The sequence below is a fragment of the Streptomyces sp. NPDC056628 genome (genome assembly GCF_042792555.1).
Classification (GTDB): domain Bacteria; phylum Actinomycetota; class Actinomycetes; order Streptomycetales; family Streptomycetaceae; genus Streptomyces.
Map to the genome: position 1 here is coordinate 1 of NZ_JBHTWG010000045.1, position 15,360 is coordinate 15,360.

The window sequence follows — 15,360 nt, forward strand, 5'->3', positions numbered from 1 at the left end:
CCGCCCCCTCCCCGCGTTGGCGGGACCTGCCGCCAACCCCCAGACCGCGGACGACCTCCGCCTTGCGATGCACCGCGCCAGACGCCGCGGACCCCGCCCTTCGGGCGGACGACGCTACTTTCGAAACACGCCCTAGACCACGAACACCCCCGCCGCGGCGGCGGCGTGCGCGGCGCGTGCGGCGCGCTCCGCGGCGGGGACGTCCGGGGGCGTCCCGGTCGTCAGCAGCCCGTAGTAGAGGGGCGCCGACACCGCCCGCACGACCGCCCGGGCGTCGGTGCCCGCGGGGAACTCCCCGCGGGCGACGGCCTGCTCGACGCAGGGCGCCCACTCGGCGACCCGCACCTCGTAGAACCGGCGCAGCGCCCCCGCCGTGCGGTCGTCGCACGCCGCCGCCGCGACGACCGCGCGGAAGAGGGGCCCCTGCCGGGGGTCGGACAGGGTGCGCCGCACCAGCGTGGCGTTGGCCCGCAGGTCGCCCAGCGCGGACCCGGTCTCCTCGCGCGGCGAGGACTCCTCGGCCATCTCCGCGAGCAGGTCGGCGACCAGTGCGGTCACCGAGCCCCAGCGCCGGTACACGGTCGTCTTGCCGACCTCCGCCCGGCGGGCGACGTCGGCGAGGTCGAGGCCGTGGAACCCGTGTTCCGCCAGCGCGTCCCCGGCGGCCCGCAGCACGGCCGCGCGGACACGGGCGGTACGCCCTCCGGGACGGACGGTGCCGGGTTCGGCGGACATTTCGGCCTCCTTGGTGCACACGGCGGACGCGGGGCGTCCCGCGCGGCCAGCGTAACGGCACCACGGGACCGTTTGACCCTCACCGTGCGTGACATGCGTGTGCTGGCGCACGTCATCCGCCTGATACCGTCCCCGCCAACGGCCGAGGTGTCCCCTGGTCCGCCACCCCCGCTTCCGTCCAAATCCGTTTCGTCGCTGAGAGGTTGGAGCATGCCGGACGACGTCGCCGCAGCCCGGGACGCCGCCGAGGAGGAGTCGGCCTTCTCGCACCCGCCCGTCGATCCCGACGCCACCGCCTCCTACGGCGCCCACCCCGACCAGATCGTCGACTTCTACGCGCCGCGCGGCACCGACGTGCCCGCCGGACCGGCACCGCTGGTCGTCCTGCTGCACGGCGGCGCCTGGCGGGCCCCGTACGACCGGCGGCACCTCACCCCGTTCGCCGGCTTCCTCGCCCGGCGCGGCTTCGCCGTGGCGAACGTGGAGTACCGGCGGGGCGCCGAAGGCGACGGGACGGAGGCCGGGCGCTGGCCGGACACCTTCGACGACGTCGCCGCCGCGCTCGACGCGCTGCCCACGCTGGCCCGGGAGGCGCTGCCGCAGGCCGACCCGCGCCGGATGGTGCTCGCCGGGCACTCCGCCGGGGGGCACCTGGCCCTGTGGGCGGCCGCCCGGCACGTCCTGCCCGCGGACTCCGCCTGGCGCACCGACGGACCGCCGCCGCTGCGCGGAGTGGTGGCCCTCGCGCCGATCGCCGACCTCTCCGTCGCCGACAAGCTGGACGTCTGCGGCGGCGCGGTACGCCAGCTCCTCGGCGGCGGACCGGAGTACGCCGAGCGGCAGCCGTACGCCGATCCGGCGCTGCTGCTGCCCACCGGTATCGCGACGACGCTGGTCCAGGGCCGTGCCGACATGGTGGTCCCGCAGGCCGTCGCCGAGGCGTACGCGGACGCGGCGGCGAAGGCGGGCGAGGTGGCCGGGCTGACCCTGCTGGAGGACGTCGGGCACTTCCCGCTGATCGACCCGTCGGCGGACGCCTGCGCGGTCGTGGCCGAGGAGATCGCCCAGCTGGCGTGGTGAGCGGGCGGGCCGTGGCCCGCCGCTCCGGCCGTACCCCTCGCGACCTGCGGTGCTCCCCGTAGTACCTGAGATGTACGCGGCAGAACCCGCCTCCATGGGGACGACCGGGTCCCCGCACTGCCCCTACGGTGCTGTACGTGACCGAGACGACCCAGATGCCGCCCCCGTCGCCGGGGGACGCGGGCAGGCAGCGCAGCCCGGAGTACCGGCTGGCCCGCAACGCCCTGCGGGGACTGCGCGAGGACCTGTTCCACGACCCGTTCGCCTACCGCCCGCTGCCGCCCCGGCGGACCGACGGCCTGTTCCTGCGCCGGCTGCCCGCCCGGATGCGCACCGCCGCCGAACGCCTCCCGCACGCGGTGGTCGCGGGGACCGCGTTGTTCACCCTGCTGATCGGCGCCCTGTCCGGCAGCGAGCCCGGCGGCGACGGCAGGGCCCTGCTGGCCGGTCTGCTGTGCGCGCTCCCCGTCGTCACCACGCTGTCCCGGCCCGTCGGCGCGTTCTGGCTGTCCCTTGCGGTGACGCCGGTGATCGCGGTCCTCAACGGCGGCGGGTCGGAGTGGCCGTGGATGCCCGGAGCGTTCGTCTGCCACCTCACGGTGCTGGTGGTGGTGGCGCTGCGCACCCGGCCCCGCACCGCCGTCTGGATGTGGGCCGTCACCGCCGTATACGTCGTCCTCTCGGACGGCGTCGTCGGCGGGTCGTACTACTACTCCAACGGCGCCCCGATGCTGGTGACGTCCGCGTTCGCCCTGCTCGTGGTGTGTCTGCGGCACGTCCGCCAGGCCGCGCAGCAGGAGGTGACCGCCCAGCAGACGGTCACCGCGCAGGAGCGGTCCCGGCGCACCCTGCTGGAGGAGCGCACCACCATCGCCCGCGAGCTGCACGACGTGGTCGCCCACCACATGTCGGTGGTCGCCATCCAGGCCGAGGCCGCGCCCTACCGGGTGGAGAACCCGCCCGAGGAGCTGGAGCGCGCCTTCGCCACGATCCGGGAGAACGCGGTCGCCGCCCTCACCGAGCTGCGCCGCATCCTGGGTGTCGTCCGCGCCGAGGACTACGAGGCCCCGGACGCCCCGCAGCCCACCCTCGCCGACCTGGACGCCCTGCTCGCCAATGTGCGGGAGGCGGGGCTCGACGTGCACAAGACGGTGACCGGCGCGGTCCGCGAGCTGCCGCCCGGCGTGGAGCTGTCCGCGTACCGGATCGTGCAGGAGGCGCTGAGCAACAGCCTGCGGCACGCGCCCGGAGCGAGCGCCGGGGTCGAGGTCGGCTATGTCCTCGGCGGGCTCGGCCTGCGCATAGTCAACGGCCCGCCGCCCGCGTCGGCCCTGGTGAAACCCTCGCCGGGCGCCGGGCACGGCATCACCGGCATGCGGGAGCGGGTCTCCATGCTCAACGGGCGGATGACGGCCGCCGCGACGGACGACGGCGGCTACGAGGTGGCGGTGTTCCTGCCCGTCGAGGCGGCCGCGGAGGACAGCGCATGACCATCCGGGTACTGATCGCCGACGACCAGATGATGGTCCGCGAGGGCTTCTCGGTCCTGCTGAACGCGATGCCGGACATCGAGGTCGTCGGAGAGGCCGTCAACGGCCGCGAGGCGGTGGAGCGGGTTCGCGAGCTGGCCCCGGACGTCGTGCTGATGGACATCCGCATGCCCGAGCTGAACGGCATCGAGGCGACCCGCGAGATCGTCGCCGCCGACGGGGCGGCGAAGGTGCTGGTGCTGACCACCTTCGACCTCGACGAGTACGTGTACCAGGCGCTGCGGGCCGGGGCGTCCGGTTTCCTGCTGAAGGACGCCTCCGCGCGCCAGCTCGCCGACGGGGTGCGCGTGGTGGCCGCCGGGGAGGCGCTGCTCGCCCCGTCGGTCACCCGGCGGCTGATCACCGAGTTCTCCAAGCTGTCGGACGCCCCGCGCGCGATGTCGTCCGCGCACGCGGCGTACGGGGAGCTGACCGAGCGGGAGACGGAGGTGCTGGTGCTGATCGCGCAGGGCCTGTCGAACTCCGAGATCGCCGAGCGGCTCGTGGTCGCCGAGTCCACGATCAAGACCCACGTCAGCCGCATCCTGGTCAAGCTCGGGCTGCGCGACCGTACGCAGGCGGCGGTGTTCGCGTACGAGGCCCGGCTGGTCACACCGGGCTGAGGCCGGCGTCCCCCGGGGCTACGGTGACCCCATGGAACAGCGCATCACCCTGATCACGCTGGGAGTCTCCGACCTCGCCCGCGCGAAGTCCTTCTACGCGGCACTGGGCTGGCGGGGGCAGGAGGTCGAGGAGACCGTCTTCTTCCAGGCGGGCGGCCTCGGGCTGGTGCTGTGGAGCCGGGAGGAGCTGGCGCGGGACTGCGGGCTGGAGCCGGGGGAGCCCGGCGGGTTCGGCGGCATCGTCCTCGCGCACAACGTGCGCTCGCGGGCCGAGGCCGACGCCCTCCTCGCGGCCGTGCCGGACGCGGGCGGGACGGTCACCAAGCCGGCCGCCGTCAACGTCGTCGGCTTCTACTCCGGGGCCTTCACCGACCCCGACGGGCACCCCTGGGAGGTCGCGCACAACCCGTCCTTCCCGCTGGCCGACGACGGCACGGTCACGCTCCCGGACTTCGGCACGGCGTAGGGGGTTCCCCTACCAGGTGTCCCCCTGGACCCCTGGTCAGAAGGGGGGACGGCGGTCTACCGTCCGTTCATGGCAGCTCCTTCCGACCTCGGTTTCGACCCCTGGGACCCGGCGTTCCTCGCCGACCCGTACCCCGCCTACGCCGAACTGCGAGCCCGGGGCCGGGTGCACTGGTTCGAGCCCACGAACCAGTGGCTGGTGCCGCACCACGCCGACGTCTCGGCGCTGCTGCGCGACCGCCGGCTGGGCCGGACGTACCAGCACCGGTTCACCCACGAGGAGTTCGGGCGCAGCGCGCCGCCGCCGGAGCACGAGCCGTTCCACACCCTCAACGACCACGGCATGCTCGACCTGGAGCCGCCGGACCACACCCGTATCCGGCGTCTGGTGTCGAAGGCGTTCACCCCGCGCACGGTCGAGCGGCTGCGGCCGTATGTGCGCGACCTCGCGGGCGAGCTGGTGGCCGGGCTGGTCGCGCGGGGCGGCGGCGACCTGCTGAAGGAGGTCGCCGAGCCGTTGCCGGTCGCCGTGATCGCGGAGATGCTCGGCATACCGGAGGCCGACCGCGGGCCGCTGCGCCCCTGGTCGGCGGACATCTGCGGGATGTACGAGCTGAACCCGGCGCCGGAGACGGCCGCGAAGGCGGTCCGCGCCTCGGAGGAGTTCTCCGACTATCTGCGGGAGCTGATCGCGGCCCGCCGCAAGGAACCGGGCGACGACCTGATCTCCGGGCTGATCGCGGCGCACGACGAGGGCGACCGGCTCACCGAGCAGGAGATGATCTCGACGGCGGTCCTGCTGCTCAACGCCGGGCACGAGGCCACGGTGAACGCCACGATCAACGGCTGGTGGGCGCTGTTCCGCAACCCCGGCCAGCTCGCGGCCCTGCGCGCCGACCACACGCTGATCCCGTCCGCGATCGAGGAGCTGATGCGCTACGACACCCCGCTCCAGCTCTTCGAGCGCTGGGTGCTGGACGACATCGAGATCGACGGCACCACGATCCCGCGCGGCGCGGAGATCGCGATGCTCTTCGGCTCCGCCAACCACGACCCGGCCGTCTTCGCCGACCCGGAGCGCCTGGACCTGACCCGCGCGGAGAACCCGCACATCTCCTTCAGCGCGGGCGTCCACTACTGCATCGGCGCCCCGTTGGCGCGTATCGAACTGGCGGCGTCGATGACGGCCCTGCTGGAACAGGCGCCCGTCCTGCGGCCGGCCTCGGACCCCCGGCGCAAGCCGAACTTCGTGATCCGGGGCCTGGAGGGCCTGCAGGTCGAGGTGGGTTGATCTCCCGGGCTGGTGCCCACCGGGAGAGCGGGTTCGGCGACGCGGTCGCACTCCCGGAGCCCGGCGGCGTCGACAGCGACACCGCCGAGCTCAGGGACGTCGCCGACCGACCCCTCACCCCGTCAGGTCCCGCCTCCGCAACGCCGCCAGCCCCGCCGTCGTGAGGGCTGCCGCCAGGGCGAGGAGGGTGAGGACCGGCCCCCACTCCATCGTCCCGCCCGGCAGCTTGGGCAGGTGGCCGTACGGGGAGAGGTCCAGGACCGTCCGCGGTACGTCCAGGGCGGGGCCGACCCAGCCGATCAGGAGCACCGCGCCGGCGATACCCCACGCCGCCGTCGCCGCTCGTGGCAGCACCCCGTACAGCAGGACCGCCAGGGCGCCGACCAGCCAGATCGCGGGGAGCTGGACGAGGCAGCCCGCCAGGAGCGGGCCGACGCGGCGGCCGTGGCCGGCGGCCAGGCCCAGGCCCGCGAGCAGCATGAGCAGGGCCGAGCTGGCGAAGGCGATCAGCAGGTGGCCGGCGGCCCAGCGCACCCGGCCCACCGCGTTCGCCAGGACGGGCTCCGCGCGCAGGGAGGTCTCCTCGCCGTGCAGCCGAAGGACCGCACCGACGGCGAAGAGGGCGGCGACCAGCCCGAGCATCCCGGTCATCGACGCGAGGAAGGCGTCGGTGAGGCCGGACCGGCCGCCCATGCGCTCGAAGACCGCGCGGGCGCCCTCGTTGTCGCCGACCAGGTCGGCCACCCCGTCGGCCAGTCCGCCGTAGACGACCCCGGTCAGGAAGAACCCGGTGCCCCAGCCGAGGACGGAGCCCCGCTGGAGCCGCCAGGCCAGTGCCTGCGGTGTGCCGAGCCGGCCGGTGGCGGGGCCGGGACGGGCGGGCAGGAAGCTCATGCCGAGATCCCGGCGCCCGGCGAGCGTGTACGCCACCGCCGCCTGGGCGCAGACCGCCGCCGCGAACAGCCACAGCACCCACCAGCGCTCCCCGGCGAACGCGCGCAGGTGCTCCAGCCAGCCCAGCGGGGACGCCCAGGTCAGGGCCGAGGAGCCGTCGTCCGACGCCGCGTCGCCCGCCGCGCGCAGCACGAACGCGGCGCCCAGCAGCCCGGCGGTCAGCCCCCGCGCGAGCCGCGCGCTCTGCGTGAACTGGGCGACGATCGCCGCCAGGGTCGCGAAGACCATGCCGGTCCCGGCGAGCCCAACGCCGAACGCGAGCGCGCCCGCGACGCCGAGGCCGGCCAGGCCGGCCGTGACGAGCAGGGCGAGGACGGCGTTCGCGACGGCCGCCGCCAGCAGCGCGGCGGTCAGGGCCGCCCGGCGCCCCACCATCCCGGCGGCCACCAGCTCCTGACGTCCGCTCTCCTCCTCGTCCCGGGTGTGCCGGACGACCACGAGCAGGCTCGTCACGGCCGCGAGCGCTCCCGCGTACACGCCGACCCGCCAGGCCGTCAGGGCGCCGGTCGAGTCGCCGAAGACGGGGCCGATCAGCGCCCGGAAGGACGGGTTCGCGGCGGTGCCGCGCAGGAAGTCGGCCCGCTCGGCGGGGGTGCCGTACAGGTTCTCCAGGGTGCCCGGCATGGAGAGGACCATCAGGGCGTTCACCGCCACCCACACCGGGATCAGCACCCGGTCGCGGCGCAGGGCGAGACGCAGCAGCACCCCGGTGCCGGCGAGGGGGCGCGAGCCCGCGGACGCGAGCGCCACGGCGGTCACCGGGCGACCCCCTCGCGCACGTCGCCGGCCTGGTAGTGCCGCAGGAACAGCTCCTCCAGGGTGGGCGGCGTCGACGTCAGCGACCGTACGCCGGACGCGCCGAGCGAGCGCAGGACGGCGTCGAGACCGCCGGGGTCGACCTGGAGGCGGACCCGGTGGCCCCGCACCTCCAAGCCGTGGACGCCGGGCAGCCCCGCCAGCCCGTCGGGCGGGCCCGCCAGTTCGGCCGTCACGCTGGTCCGGGTCAGATGGCGCAGGTCGGCCAGCGAACCGCTCTCGACCGTACGGCCGTTGCGGATGATGCTGACCCGGTCGCACAGCTGCTCGACCTCGCCGAGGATGTGGGAGGACAGCAGGACCGTGCGCCCGCGGTCGCGTTCCTCCTCGACGCAGCGCCGGAAGACCTCCTCCATCAGCGGGTCCAGGCCGGAGGTCGGCTCGTCGAGGATGAGCAGGTCGACGTCGGAGGCGAAGGCGGCGACCAGGGCGACCTTCTGCCGGGTGCCCTTGGAGTAGGTGCGGCCCTTCTTCGTCGGGTCCAGCTCGAACCGGTCGATCAGCTCCGCGCGGCGGCGTGCGTCGAGGCCGCCGCGCAGCCTGCCGTACAGGTCGATGACCTCGCCGCCGGAGAGGGTGCGCCACAGGGTCACGTCGCCGGGGACGTAGGCGATGCGGCGGTGCGCCTCGACCGCGTCCTTCCACGGGTCCCGGCCGAGCACCTGCGCGGCGCCGGAGTCGGCGCGCAGCAGGCCGAGCAGGACGCGGATGGTCGTGGACTTGCCGGAGCCGTTCGGCCCGAGGAAGCCGTGGACCTCGCCGGTCTCGACCTCCAGGTCGAGCCCTTCGAGCGCGTGGGTGCGGCCGAACGACTTGTGCAGTCCGGACACGGTGATGGCCTTCGTCATGATTCAGAAGTTACGCTTCTTTCAGAAATTTGTGAAGATGAGGAAGGGAGTGAACCGCGGATACACTCGGAGTTGGCGCCTGAGCAGGCCGGACGCAGGGAGTGATCGACAGGTGATGGAGCCGACCGAGGCGGAACGCGACCCCCAGGCGGTGTCGGACTTCGTGGAGGCCTTCGCCGCGCAGCTGGTCGAGGCCGGCATGCAGCGGATGGCCGCCCGGGTGTTCGCCGCGCTGCTCGCGTCCGACTCGGGCGCGCTGACCTCCGCGGAACTCGGCGAGCGGCTCCAGGTCAGCCCGGCCGCCATCTCCGCCGCCGTGCGCTACCTCTCCCAGGTGCACATGGTCTCCCGCGAGCGGGAGCCGGGCTCACGGCGCGAGCGCTACCGGGTGCACTCCGACCAGTGGTACGAGGCGCTGACCGACCGCGACGCCGTCCTGCGGCGCTGGGAGCGCACGCTGCGCGAGGGCGTCGACAGCCTCGGCGCGAGCACGCCCGGCGGCCGGCGGCTCGCCGAGACGCTCGCCTTCTTCGAGTACCTGGAAGGTGAGCTCGCCGCCGTCATGGAGCGGTGGCGCGAGCACCGGGCGAAGACCTTCGGCCGCTGAGCGGGCCGGCGCCGGCTCAGTGCCCCGGCAGGACCAGCCGCAACGCGCCCTCGCCCACCGTCCAGGTGCGGCGGCCCACCGGGCCCGACACCGACGCGTCCGCGCGGTAGCGGAAGTGCGCGCCCGACACGGTGACCGTACGGCCCTCGGCCCGCAGCGGCACCGCGGCCGCGCCCACCGACACACGGTGCACCTCGACTGCGGCGACCCCCGGGGCGCCCGGCGTCACCGACACCGCGTCCACCGGTTCGTCCAGGTCCACCAGCGTGCTCCCGTCGACCTCGATGCGCAGCCGGGACGGCCCGGCGGAAGCCGCCGCGGTGCCGCGCGCGGCCACCAGCGTCCGCACGAGCGACTGGCAGGTGCGCAGCCACGGCCGCGCGGGACCCGGGCCCACGTCGGTGGCCCCCGCCGGGTCCGCCGGATCGTGCACCGGCGGTATCCGCAGCCCGCCCAGGACCACGCCGTCGCTGTCGTCGACCAGCAGGTCCAGCCGCCGCTCCGCGCCGTCCAGCGCCGCGCGGGCCGCCGCCACCGCGCCCATGGGCACTCCGAGGGACGCGGCCAGCGACAGCGCGCCGCCGACCGGCACCATCGACAGCACGCATTCGGCCAGCTGCCGCTGACGGTGCAGCAGCGACACCGCGCGCAGCAGCGCGCCGTCGTCACCGATCACGACCGGCCGGCGCGCACCGCGCCGCGTCAGGGCCCGGGCGAACTCGTCCGGGTCCTCCGGCAGGCACACCTTGGTCGTCGCCCCCGCGCTGAGCACGTCTTTCGCGATCCGCACGGACTCCCCGTCCGTCCTGCGAGCAACCGGATCTATCACCACCAGCAGCTGGTCGGACCTCGCGAAAGTCGCCACCTCGGCCATGCCTCGCTTCCTCGGGTAGCATCTTTGTGCAAGAGCCCCTTGCGCTATTGCGCCAGGGGTTTCGTCTATTCCGGGGCATCCGGTCCGACGGTTTGCGGCCGACGAAGGTCGCCGGTGTACCACCCGCACAGGTGCGGCGTACACCCCTGACCTTGGACATGCCCCGCCCGGAAGGGGTGTACGCGCGTGCCCGCACTTGTGCTGCTCGGTGCTCAGTGGGGTGACGAAGGCAAGGGAAAGGCGACGGATCTGCTAGGCGGATCCGTCGACTATGTGGTGCGCTACCAGGGCGGCAACAACGCCGGCCACACGGTAGTCGTGGGTGATCAGAAGTACGCCCTCCACCTGCTCCCTTCCGGAATCCTGTCCCCGGGGTGCACCCCGGTCATCGGCAACGGCGTCGTCGTCGACCCGTCGGTCCTGCTCTCCGAGCTGAGCGGTCTGAACGAGCGAGGCGTCGACACGTCCAAGCTCCTGATCAGTGGTAACGCACACATCATCACGCCGTACAACGTCACCATCGACAAGGTGACGGAGCGCTTCCTCGGCAAGCGGAAGATCGGCACCACCGGGCGCGGCATCGGCCCGACCTACGCCGACAAGATCAACCGCGTCGGCATCCGCGTCCAGGACCTGTACGACGAGTCGATCCTGACCCAGAAGGTCGAGGCGGCCCTCGACGTCAAGAACCAGATCCTCACCAAGCTCTACAACCGGCGCGCGATCGCCGTCGACCAGGTCGTCGAGGAGCTGCTGGGCTACGCGGAGAAGCTGCGGCCGTTCGTCGCCGACACCGTCCTGGTGCTCAACCAGGCGCTGGAGGACGACAAGGTCGTCCTGTTCGAGGGCGGCCAGGGCACCCTGCTGGACATCGACCACGGCACGTACCCCTTCGTGACGTCCAGCAACCCGACCGCGGGCGGCGCCTGCACCGGCGCCGGCGTGGGCCCCACCAAGATCAGCCGGGTCATCGGCATCCTGAAGGCGTACACGACCCGCGTCGGCGCCGGCCCGTTCCCGACCGAGCTGCTCGACGAGGACGGCGAGGCGCTGCGCCGGATCGGCGGCGAGCGGGGTGTCACCACCGGCCGTGACCGGCGCTGCGGCTGGTTCGACGCGGTGATCGCCCGTTACGCGACCCGGGTCAACGGCCTGACCGACTTCTTCCTGACCAAGCTCGACGTCCTCACCGGCTGGGAGCAGATCCCGGTCTGCGTGGCCTACGAGATCGACGGCCGCCGGGTGGAGGAACTGCCGTACTCCCAGTCGGACTTCCACCACGCGAAGCCGATCTACGAGATGCTGCCCGGCTGGTCCGAGGACATCTCGAAGGCGAAGACCTTCTCCGACCTGCCGAAGAACGCGCAGGCGTACGTCAAGGCGCTGGAGGAGATGTCCGGCGCCCCGATCTCCGCGGTCGGCGTGGGCCCCGGCCGGGACGAGACGATCGAGATCAACTCGTTCCTGTAGGACCACACATGTGAGCGCCCGGCCGGCGACCCCGGCCGGGCGCTCGCGCGTTCAGCCGCTACCCCTCAGCTGAAGACGATCATCGAGCCCTGGGCCAGGCTCCGCGTCGCCGCCGCGTGCAGGCCCAGCCACACGTGCCGTTCGCGGGCGAAGGGGCTCGGGTCGTAGGGCGCCGGGACCGCCGGCTCCTCCAGCGCCGTCGGCGCGAGCGGGGGCTGGGGTGCCGCGGGCGGGTTGGCCGGGTCGATGCCGATGACCTGCGCCACCGCCTCGAGTTCGCGCAGCAGCGACTGCGAGGAGCCCAGCGGGCCGCCGCCCGCGAGGAGGTCGTCGTCGGCGAGCGGGTGCGGGAAGTCGACAGGGACGTAGGCGCCCGCGTGGTCGTAGTGCCAGACCAGATGGGACTGCTGGGCCGTCGACTCGAACATCTCCAGCAACTGCTCGTAGTCGCCGCCGAGTTCGTCGACCGGTGTCACGGGCAGCCCGCACACCTGGAGCAGATAGGCGCGGCGCAGGAAGTGCAGCGCGTCGTAGTCGAAACCGGCGACCGGGGCGACGTCGCCGGACAGGCCCGGCATGTACTGGTACACCGGCACCGGCGGAAGCCCGGCCTCGGCGAGCACCTTGTTGTATTGCGCGAGTTCCTCGGCGAACGGATTGTCGGGGGTGTGGCACAACACGTCGACGAGCGGTACCAGCCACAGGTCACAGGCCAAAAGGGGCTCCTCACACAACGGTCGCACGATGTGGCAAAGACGTAGCACGGTGGTCAGGGAAGGATAATCAGTACCGCTCACGGGCGTCCCGGCCCGTGCAGGTCCCATACCCATACTCCGTCGACCCACCTGCCGGGGGCGTCCACGAGTTGGCGGACGGTCTCCCGCAGCGCGTCGGCGTGCGGCTGCGGGGCCAGGACGAGCACTCCGGCCCGCCAGTGGGCGAGGTCGGCCCGGGCCTGTTCGCGCCAGGATTCCTCGACCGGCGGCACGACGCCCGAGGCGCGCACGTCACGCAGCAGGTTGGACGTGAAGAGCGGCTCGGCGCCGTAGATGCCGACGCGCTCCTCGCCGTAGGGGCCGTTGAAGTAGCCGCCGGGCAGCCGGAAACCGAGTCCGGCCTCGGTCTGCCAGTGCAGGGCCTCCGCGTCGCCGGGGTCCGGCAGCGGCACCGGCACCAGGGATTCGCCCTCGCGGACGTACGTCTTCCAGGTGCCCTCCGCGAGGAACGCCGGCACCTCGGCGCGGTCGACGGCCCGCAGCGGGGCGGGGACCAGGGGGAGCAGCGCCAGCGCGACGGCGGTGAGGCCGGTCCGGCGGATGCGCGGTGGGGCGGACCGGAGGCGTTCCACGGCGAGCGCGAGCAGCATGCCCAGCACGGGTGCGCAGATCATCGCGATCCGGCTCTCGATGACCGCCTCGAACACCGGGGCGTCGGCGAGGAGCCGCCACGGGCCGGGCAGCGTCACGCCGGTCAGCGGGATGCGGAACGCGCGCCCGAGGGACAGGAACGCGGCGGCCACCGCCGTGCAGGCCAGGGACCGCACCAGCGGCCGCCGCCGCATCAGGACGAGGATCGCGAAGGCGAGCAGGACCAGCGGCCAGCCGTAGAACGCGTTCTGCTCGGTGGTGTTGAAGGCCAGGGCGTCCGCCCGCTCCGCGTCACCCGCGAGCCAGGACCGCTCGGCGAACGAGAGCAGGGCGAGCGGGCTGTTGAAGGTCCGGGGGTTGTGCTCGATGCCGGTGTACGACTGGGGCCCGTGGAACTGCCAGACGAGCGGGTACACCACCAGCGGCAGACAGACCGACGCGCCGATCAGCAGCCCGCGCAGCAGGGGGCGCCAGGACGCGCGGGCCACGTCGGGGCGTACGGCGGCGTGGGCGGCGGCGAAGAGCAGCATGCCCAGGGCCGCCAGCAGCAGCGGCTCCTCGCCCAGCATGATCTGGTACGCCGCCATCAGGCCCAGCACGACGCCGTCGCGGACCACGCGGGTGCCCGCGCACAGCCGAAGGGCGCGTTCGATGATCAGCGGGATCATGAACAGCACCACGAAGTTGGGGTGCGCGTGGGCGTGGCTGACCATCGGCGGGGCGAACGCCGCCAGGGACGCGCCCACGAAGGCCGCGACCCGGCTGTCCACGAGACGCCGGACCAGGAGCCGGTACCAGGCGGCGGCGGTCGCGGCCAGGCCCACCGCCATGACGAGGCTGAGGGTGACGGCGGGACCGGCGGCGAGGGTGAGGGGCGTCAGCGGGACGGACAGGCCCGGCATGACCGTGTTGGCCATCAGGTTCACGCCGTCCGGGAAGCCCTGGAGGTCGGTGAAGAGCGGGTTGCGCAGATGGGCGACGTTGTCCGCGGTGACCGCGAAGAACCACTCCCACTGGTCCTGGTCGCGCATCGAGTCCGGCAGATAGCGGCGGGCCGGGTCGAAGAGGCGGCCCGAGTAGAGGGCCATGGACATCAGCGTGAAGAGCAGCACGGCGAAGACGTCGGCGGGGCGCAGGGAGCGCGCCGCGATCCGGACGACCTCGGCGAGGACGCGCGGGTAGTCCAGCGGCCGCACCTTGGAGCCGGGCCGGTGGGACCAGCGCACGGGCACCTCGGCGACGCTCAGACCGGCCTGCCGCAGATGCCGCAGCACCTCGACGTCTATGCCCCAGCCGTTCACGCGGGAGGCGGCGTACGCGGCGCGGGCGTGGTCGCCGTCGAACAGTTTGAAACCGCACTGGGTGTCCCGGATGCCGGGCAGCGCGGTCCGGCGTATGAGCGCGTTGCCCGCCCGGCCGAGGAGTTCGCGCAGCCGGTGCTGGCGGGCGCCGATCGTCGCGCCGGGGACCGCGCGGGAGCCGACGGCCGCGGCGTGGCCCGCGCCGAGGGCGTCGTCCAGCGCCGCCAGCTCCGAGATGGGCGTGGCGAGATCGGCGTCCGTGACCAGGACCCGGCGGCCCCGGGAGGCGGCGACTCCGAGGCGCAGGGCGTGGCCCTTGCCGCGGTTGCGGGTGCCCGGGACGAGCCGGACGCGGGGGTCCTCGCGAGCCGTGACGAGGTCCGCGGTGCCGTCGGTGGACCCGTCGTCCACGACGACGATCTCCCAGCCGTCCCACGGCGAGCCGGGGGCGTCGAGGTGCCCGGTGACGGTGTCCAGGGTGCGGGCGAGACGGTCCCGTTCGTTGTAGGCGGGGACGACCACGGACAGGGCGGGCGCGCCGGAGCCGGGCCGCCGGTCGTCGGTGGACGGTTCCGGCAGGGCCCGCTCATGGCTCATCCGGCCGCCAGCCGCTCGATCAGGGCGAGCGCGTCCCGGTCGTGGGAGGCGACGACGGCGCGGGCCGTGGCCAGGTCCCGGTGGGCGAGGGCGTCGGTCAACTCGATGTGGCGGGCCCACAGATGCCCGCGCAGATCGTGCAGCCGGCGCAGGTGCTGCACCGTGCAGACCCAGGCCTGCACCCGCAGCCGGTGCAGGAAGTCGGCGAGGTACGGGTTGCCGAACAGGGCGCCCAGTTCCCGCCAGAACCGCAGGTCGTAGCCGACGAGCACGGTGAGGTCGCCGGCGGTGGCGGCGCGCTGCGCCTCCTCGGCGCGGCGGCGCACCCCCGCGACGGCGGCGGCCACGCGGGGGTCGTCCGGGTCGCGGCGGCCCGTCGGGTCACGGTCCAGGACCTGGAACATGCCCTCGATGACCAGGGCGCGGGCCTCGACGATGCCGCGGTGGTCGTCGACGGAGTACTCGTGCACCCGGAAACCGCGGTGCTGGTCGGCCTCCAGCAGTCCCTGCGCGGAGAGGTCGACCAGGGCCTCGCGGACGGGGGTGGCGGAGACGCCGTACTGCTCGGCGATCTCCTTCACGGTGAACTCCCGTCCCGCCTGGAGCCGGCCGGCCAGCACCTCGTCCCGCAGGGCGTCCGCGAGCTGCTGCCGCAGGGTGCTCCGCGTCACGGAGCCGGTGCCGCCGATCCCGGCCATGGTCAGGGCGTCTCCCGTCGTCGCGATGAGGTGGGCGTGCACGTGTCCGAGTGCACGTACATGTCTACGAGCACGCCACCTTACGCGTTCGGCTTCCGCGGGAGT

General features: G+C 73.8%; 14 protein-coding genes. 7 read left to right on the forward strand and 7 right to left on the reverse strand.

The annotated features are described in order from the left end of the window. Positions 1–132: 132 nt before the first annotated feature. Entirely contained in the window at positions 133–735 is a 603-nt protein-coding gene (locus ACFRAC_RS32770; RefSeq protein WP_382937246.1) for a TetR/AcrR family transcriptional regulator, read from the reverse strand. 210 nt (positions 736–945) lie between these two features. Between ACFRAC_RS32770 and ACFRAC_RS32775 the strand changes: the two genes are divergently transcribed. The 5 genes from ACFRAC_RS32775 to ACFRAC_RS32795 all read left to right on the forward strand — a co-directional run bounded on the left by ACFRAC_RS32775 (position 946) and on the right by ACFRAC_RS32795 (position 5,723). Further along, on the forward strand, positions 946–1,815 hold the full coding sequence (locus ACFRAC_RS32775; protein ID WP_382937250.1) for an alpha/beta hydrolase: 870 nt from the start codon (positions 946–948) through the stop codon (positions 1,813–1,815). A gap of 137 nt (positions 1,816–1,952) precedes the next feature. Continuing rightward, the gene (locus ACFRAC_RS32780) at positions 1,953–3,305 is read left to right on the forward strand and encodes a sensor histidine kinase (RefSeq protein WP_382937253.1); all 1,353 of its coding nucleotides are present in this window, start codon (positions 1,953–1,955) and stop codon (positions 3,303–3,305) included. Then, positions 3,302–3,967 carry a response regulator transcription factor gene (locus tag ACFRAC_RS32785; RefSeq protein WP_062673638.1) on the forward strand — a complete coding sequence of 222 codons (666 nt, stop codon included), beginning with the start codon at positions 3,302–3,304 and terminating at the stop codon, positions 3,965–3,967. Before ACFRAC_RS32780 ends, ACFRAC_RS32785 begins: the two co-directional genes overlap by 4 nt. 31 nt (positions 3,968–3,998) lie before the next feature. Beyond that, entirely contained in the window at positions 3,999–4,433 is a 435-nt protein-coding gene (locus ACFRAC_RS32790) for a VOC family protein (protein WP_382937258.1), read from the forward strand. Positions 4,434–4,502: 69 nt separating this feature from the next. Continuing rightward, the gene (locus ACFRAC_RS32795; protein ID WP_382937260.1) at positions 4,503–5,723 is read left to right on the forward strand and encodes a cytochrome P450; all 1,221 of its coding nucleotides are present in this window, start codon (positions 4,503–4,505) and stop codon (positions 5,721–5,723) included. Positions 5,724–5,837: 114 nt separating this feature from the next. Here the strand turns inward: ACFRAC_RS32795 and ACFRAC_RS32800 are convergent, their stop codons facing one another. Then, positions 5,838–7,436, reverse strand: a complete 1,599-nt coding sequence (locus ACFRAC_RS32800) for an ABC transporter permease (RefSeq protein WP_382937263.1) — start codon at positions 7,434–7,436, stop codon at positions 5,838–5,840. Continuing rightward, complete coding sequence (locus ACFRAC_RS32805) at positions 7,433–8,341, reverse strand: ATP-binding cassette domain-containing protein (protein ID WP_382937270.1); 909 nt, start codon at positions 8,339–8,341, stop codon at positions 7,433–7,435. The genes ACFRAC_RS32800 and ACFRAC_RS32805 overlap by 4 nt, the downstream gene beginning before the upstream one ends. 115 nt (positions 8,342–8,456) lie before the next feature. Between ACFRAC_RS32805 and ACFRAC_RS32810 the strand changes: the two genes are divergently transcribed. Next, a complete protein-coding gene (locus ACFRAC_RS32810) occupies positions 8,457–8,948 on the forward strand; it encodes a GbsR/MarR family transcriptional regulator (RefSeq protein ID WP_382937407.1) in 492 nt (163 codons plus the stop codon). A gap of 16 nt (positions 8,949–8,964) precedes the next feature. On the opposite strand, the gene ACFRAC_RS32815 is transcribed toward ACFRAC_RS32810, so the two are convergent. Beyond that, the gene (locus ACFRAC_RS32815) at positions 8,965–9,822 is read right to left on the reverse strand and encodes a diacylglycerol kinase family protein (RefSeq protein ID WP_382937279.1); all 858 of its coding nucleotides are present in this window, start codon (positions 9,820–9,822) and stop codon (positions 8,965–8,967) included. A gap of 186 nt (positions 9,823–10,008) precedes the next feature. On the opposite strand from ACFRAC_RS32815, the gene ACFRAC_RS32820 reads away from it, so the two are divergent. Then, positions 10,009–11,292, forward strand: a complete 1,284-nt coding sequence (locus ACFRAC_RS32820) for an adenylosuccinate synthase (protein WP_382937284.1) — start codon at positions 10,009–10,011, stop codon at positions 11,290–11,292. Positions 11,293–11,357: 65 nt separating this feature from the next. Here the strand turns inward: ACFRAC_RS32820 and ACFRAC_RS32825 are convergent, their stop codons facing one another. The 3 genes from ACFRAC_RS32825 to ACFRAC_RS32835 form a co-directional block, all read right to left on the reverse strand. Next, positions 11,358–12,008: a hypothetical protein gene (locus ACFRAC_RS32825; RefSeq protein WP_108707958.1), complete on the reverse strand. Its 651-nt coding sequence runs from the start codon at positions 12,006–12,008 to the stop codon at positions 11,358–11,360. Positions 12,009–12,085: 77 nt separating this feature from the next. Continuing rightward, the gene (locus tag ACFRAC_RS32830; RefSeq protein WP_382937292.1) at positions 12,086–14,557 is read right to left on the reverse strand and encodes a dolichyl-phosphate beta-glucosyltransferase; all 2,472 of its coding nucleotides are present in this window, start codon (positions 14,555–14,557) and stop codon (positions 12,086–12,088) included. Continuing rightward, the gene (locus tag ACFRAC_RS32835; protein WP_382937410.1) at positions 14,554–15,255 is read right to left on the reverse strand and encodes a GntR family transcriptional regulator; all 702 of its coding nucleotides are present in this window, start codon (positions 15,253–15,255) and stop codon (positions 14,554–14,556) included. The genes ACFRAC_RS32830 and ACFRAC_RS32835 overlap by 4 nt, the downstream gene beginning before the upstream one ends. Positions 15,256–15,360 lie beyond the last annotated feature (105 nt).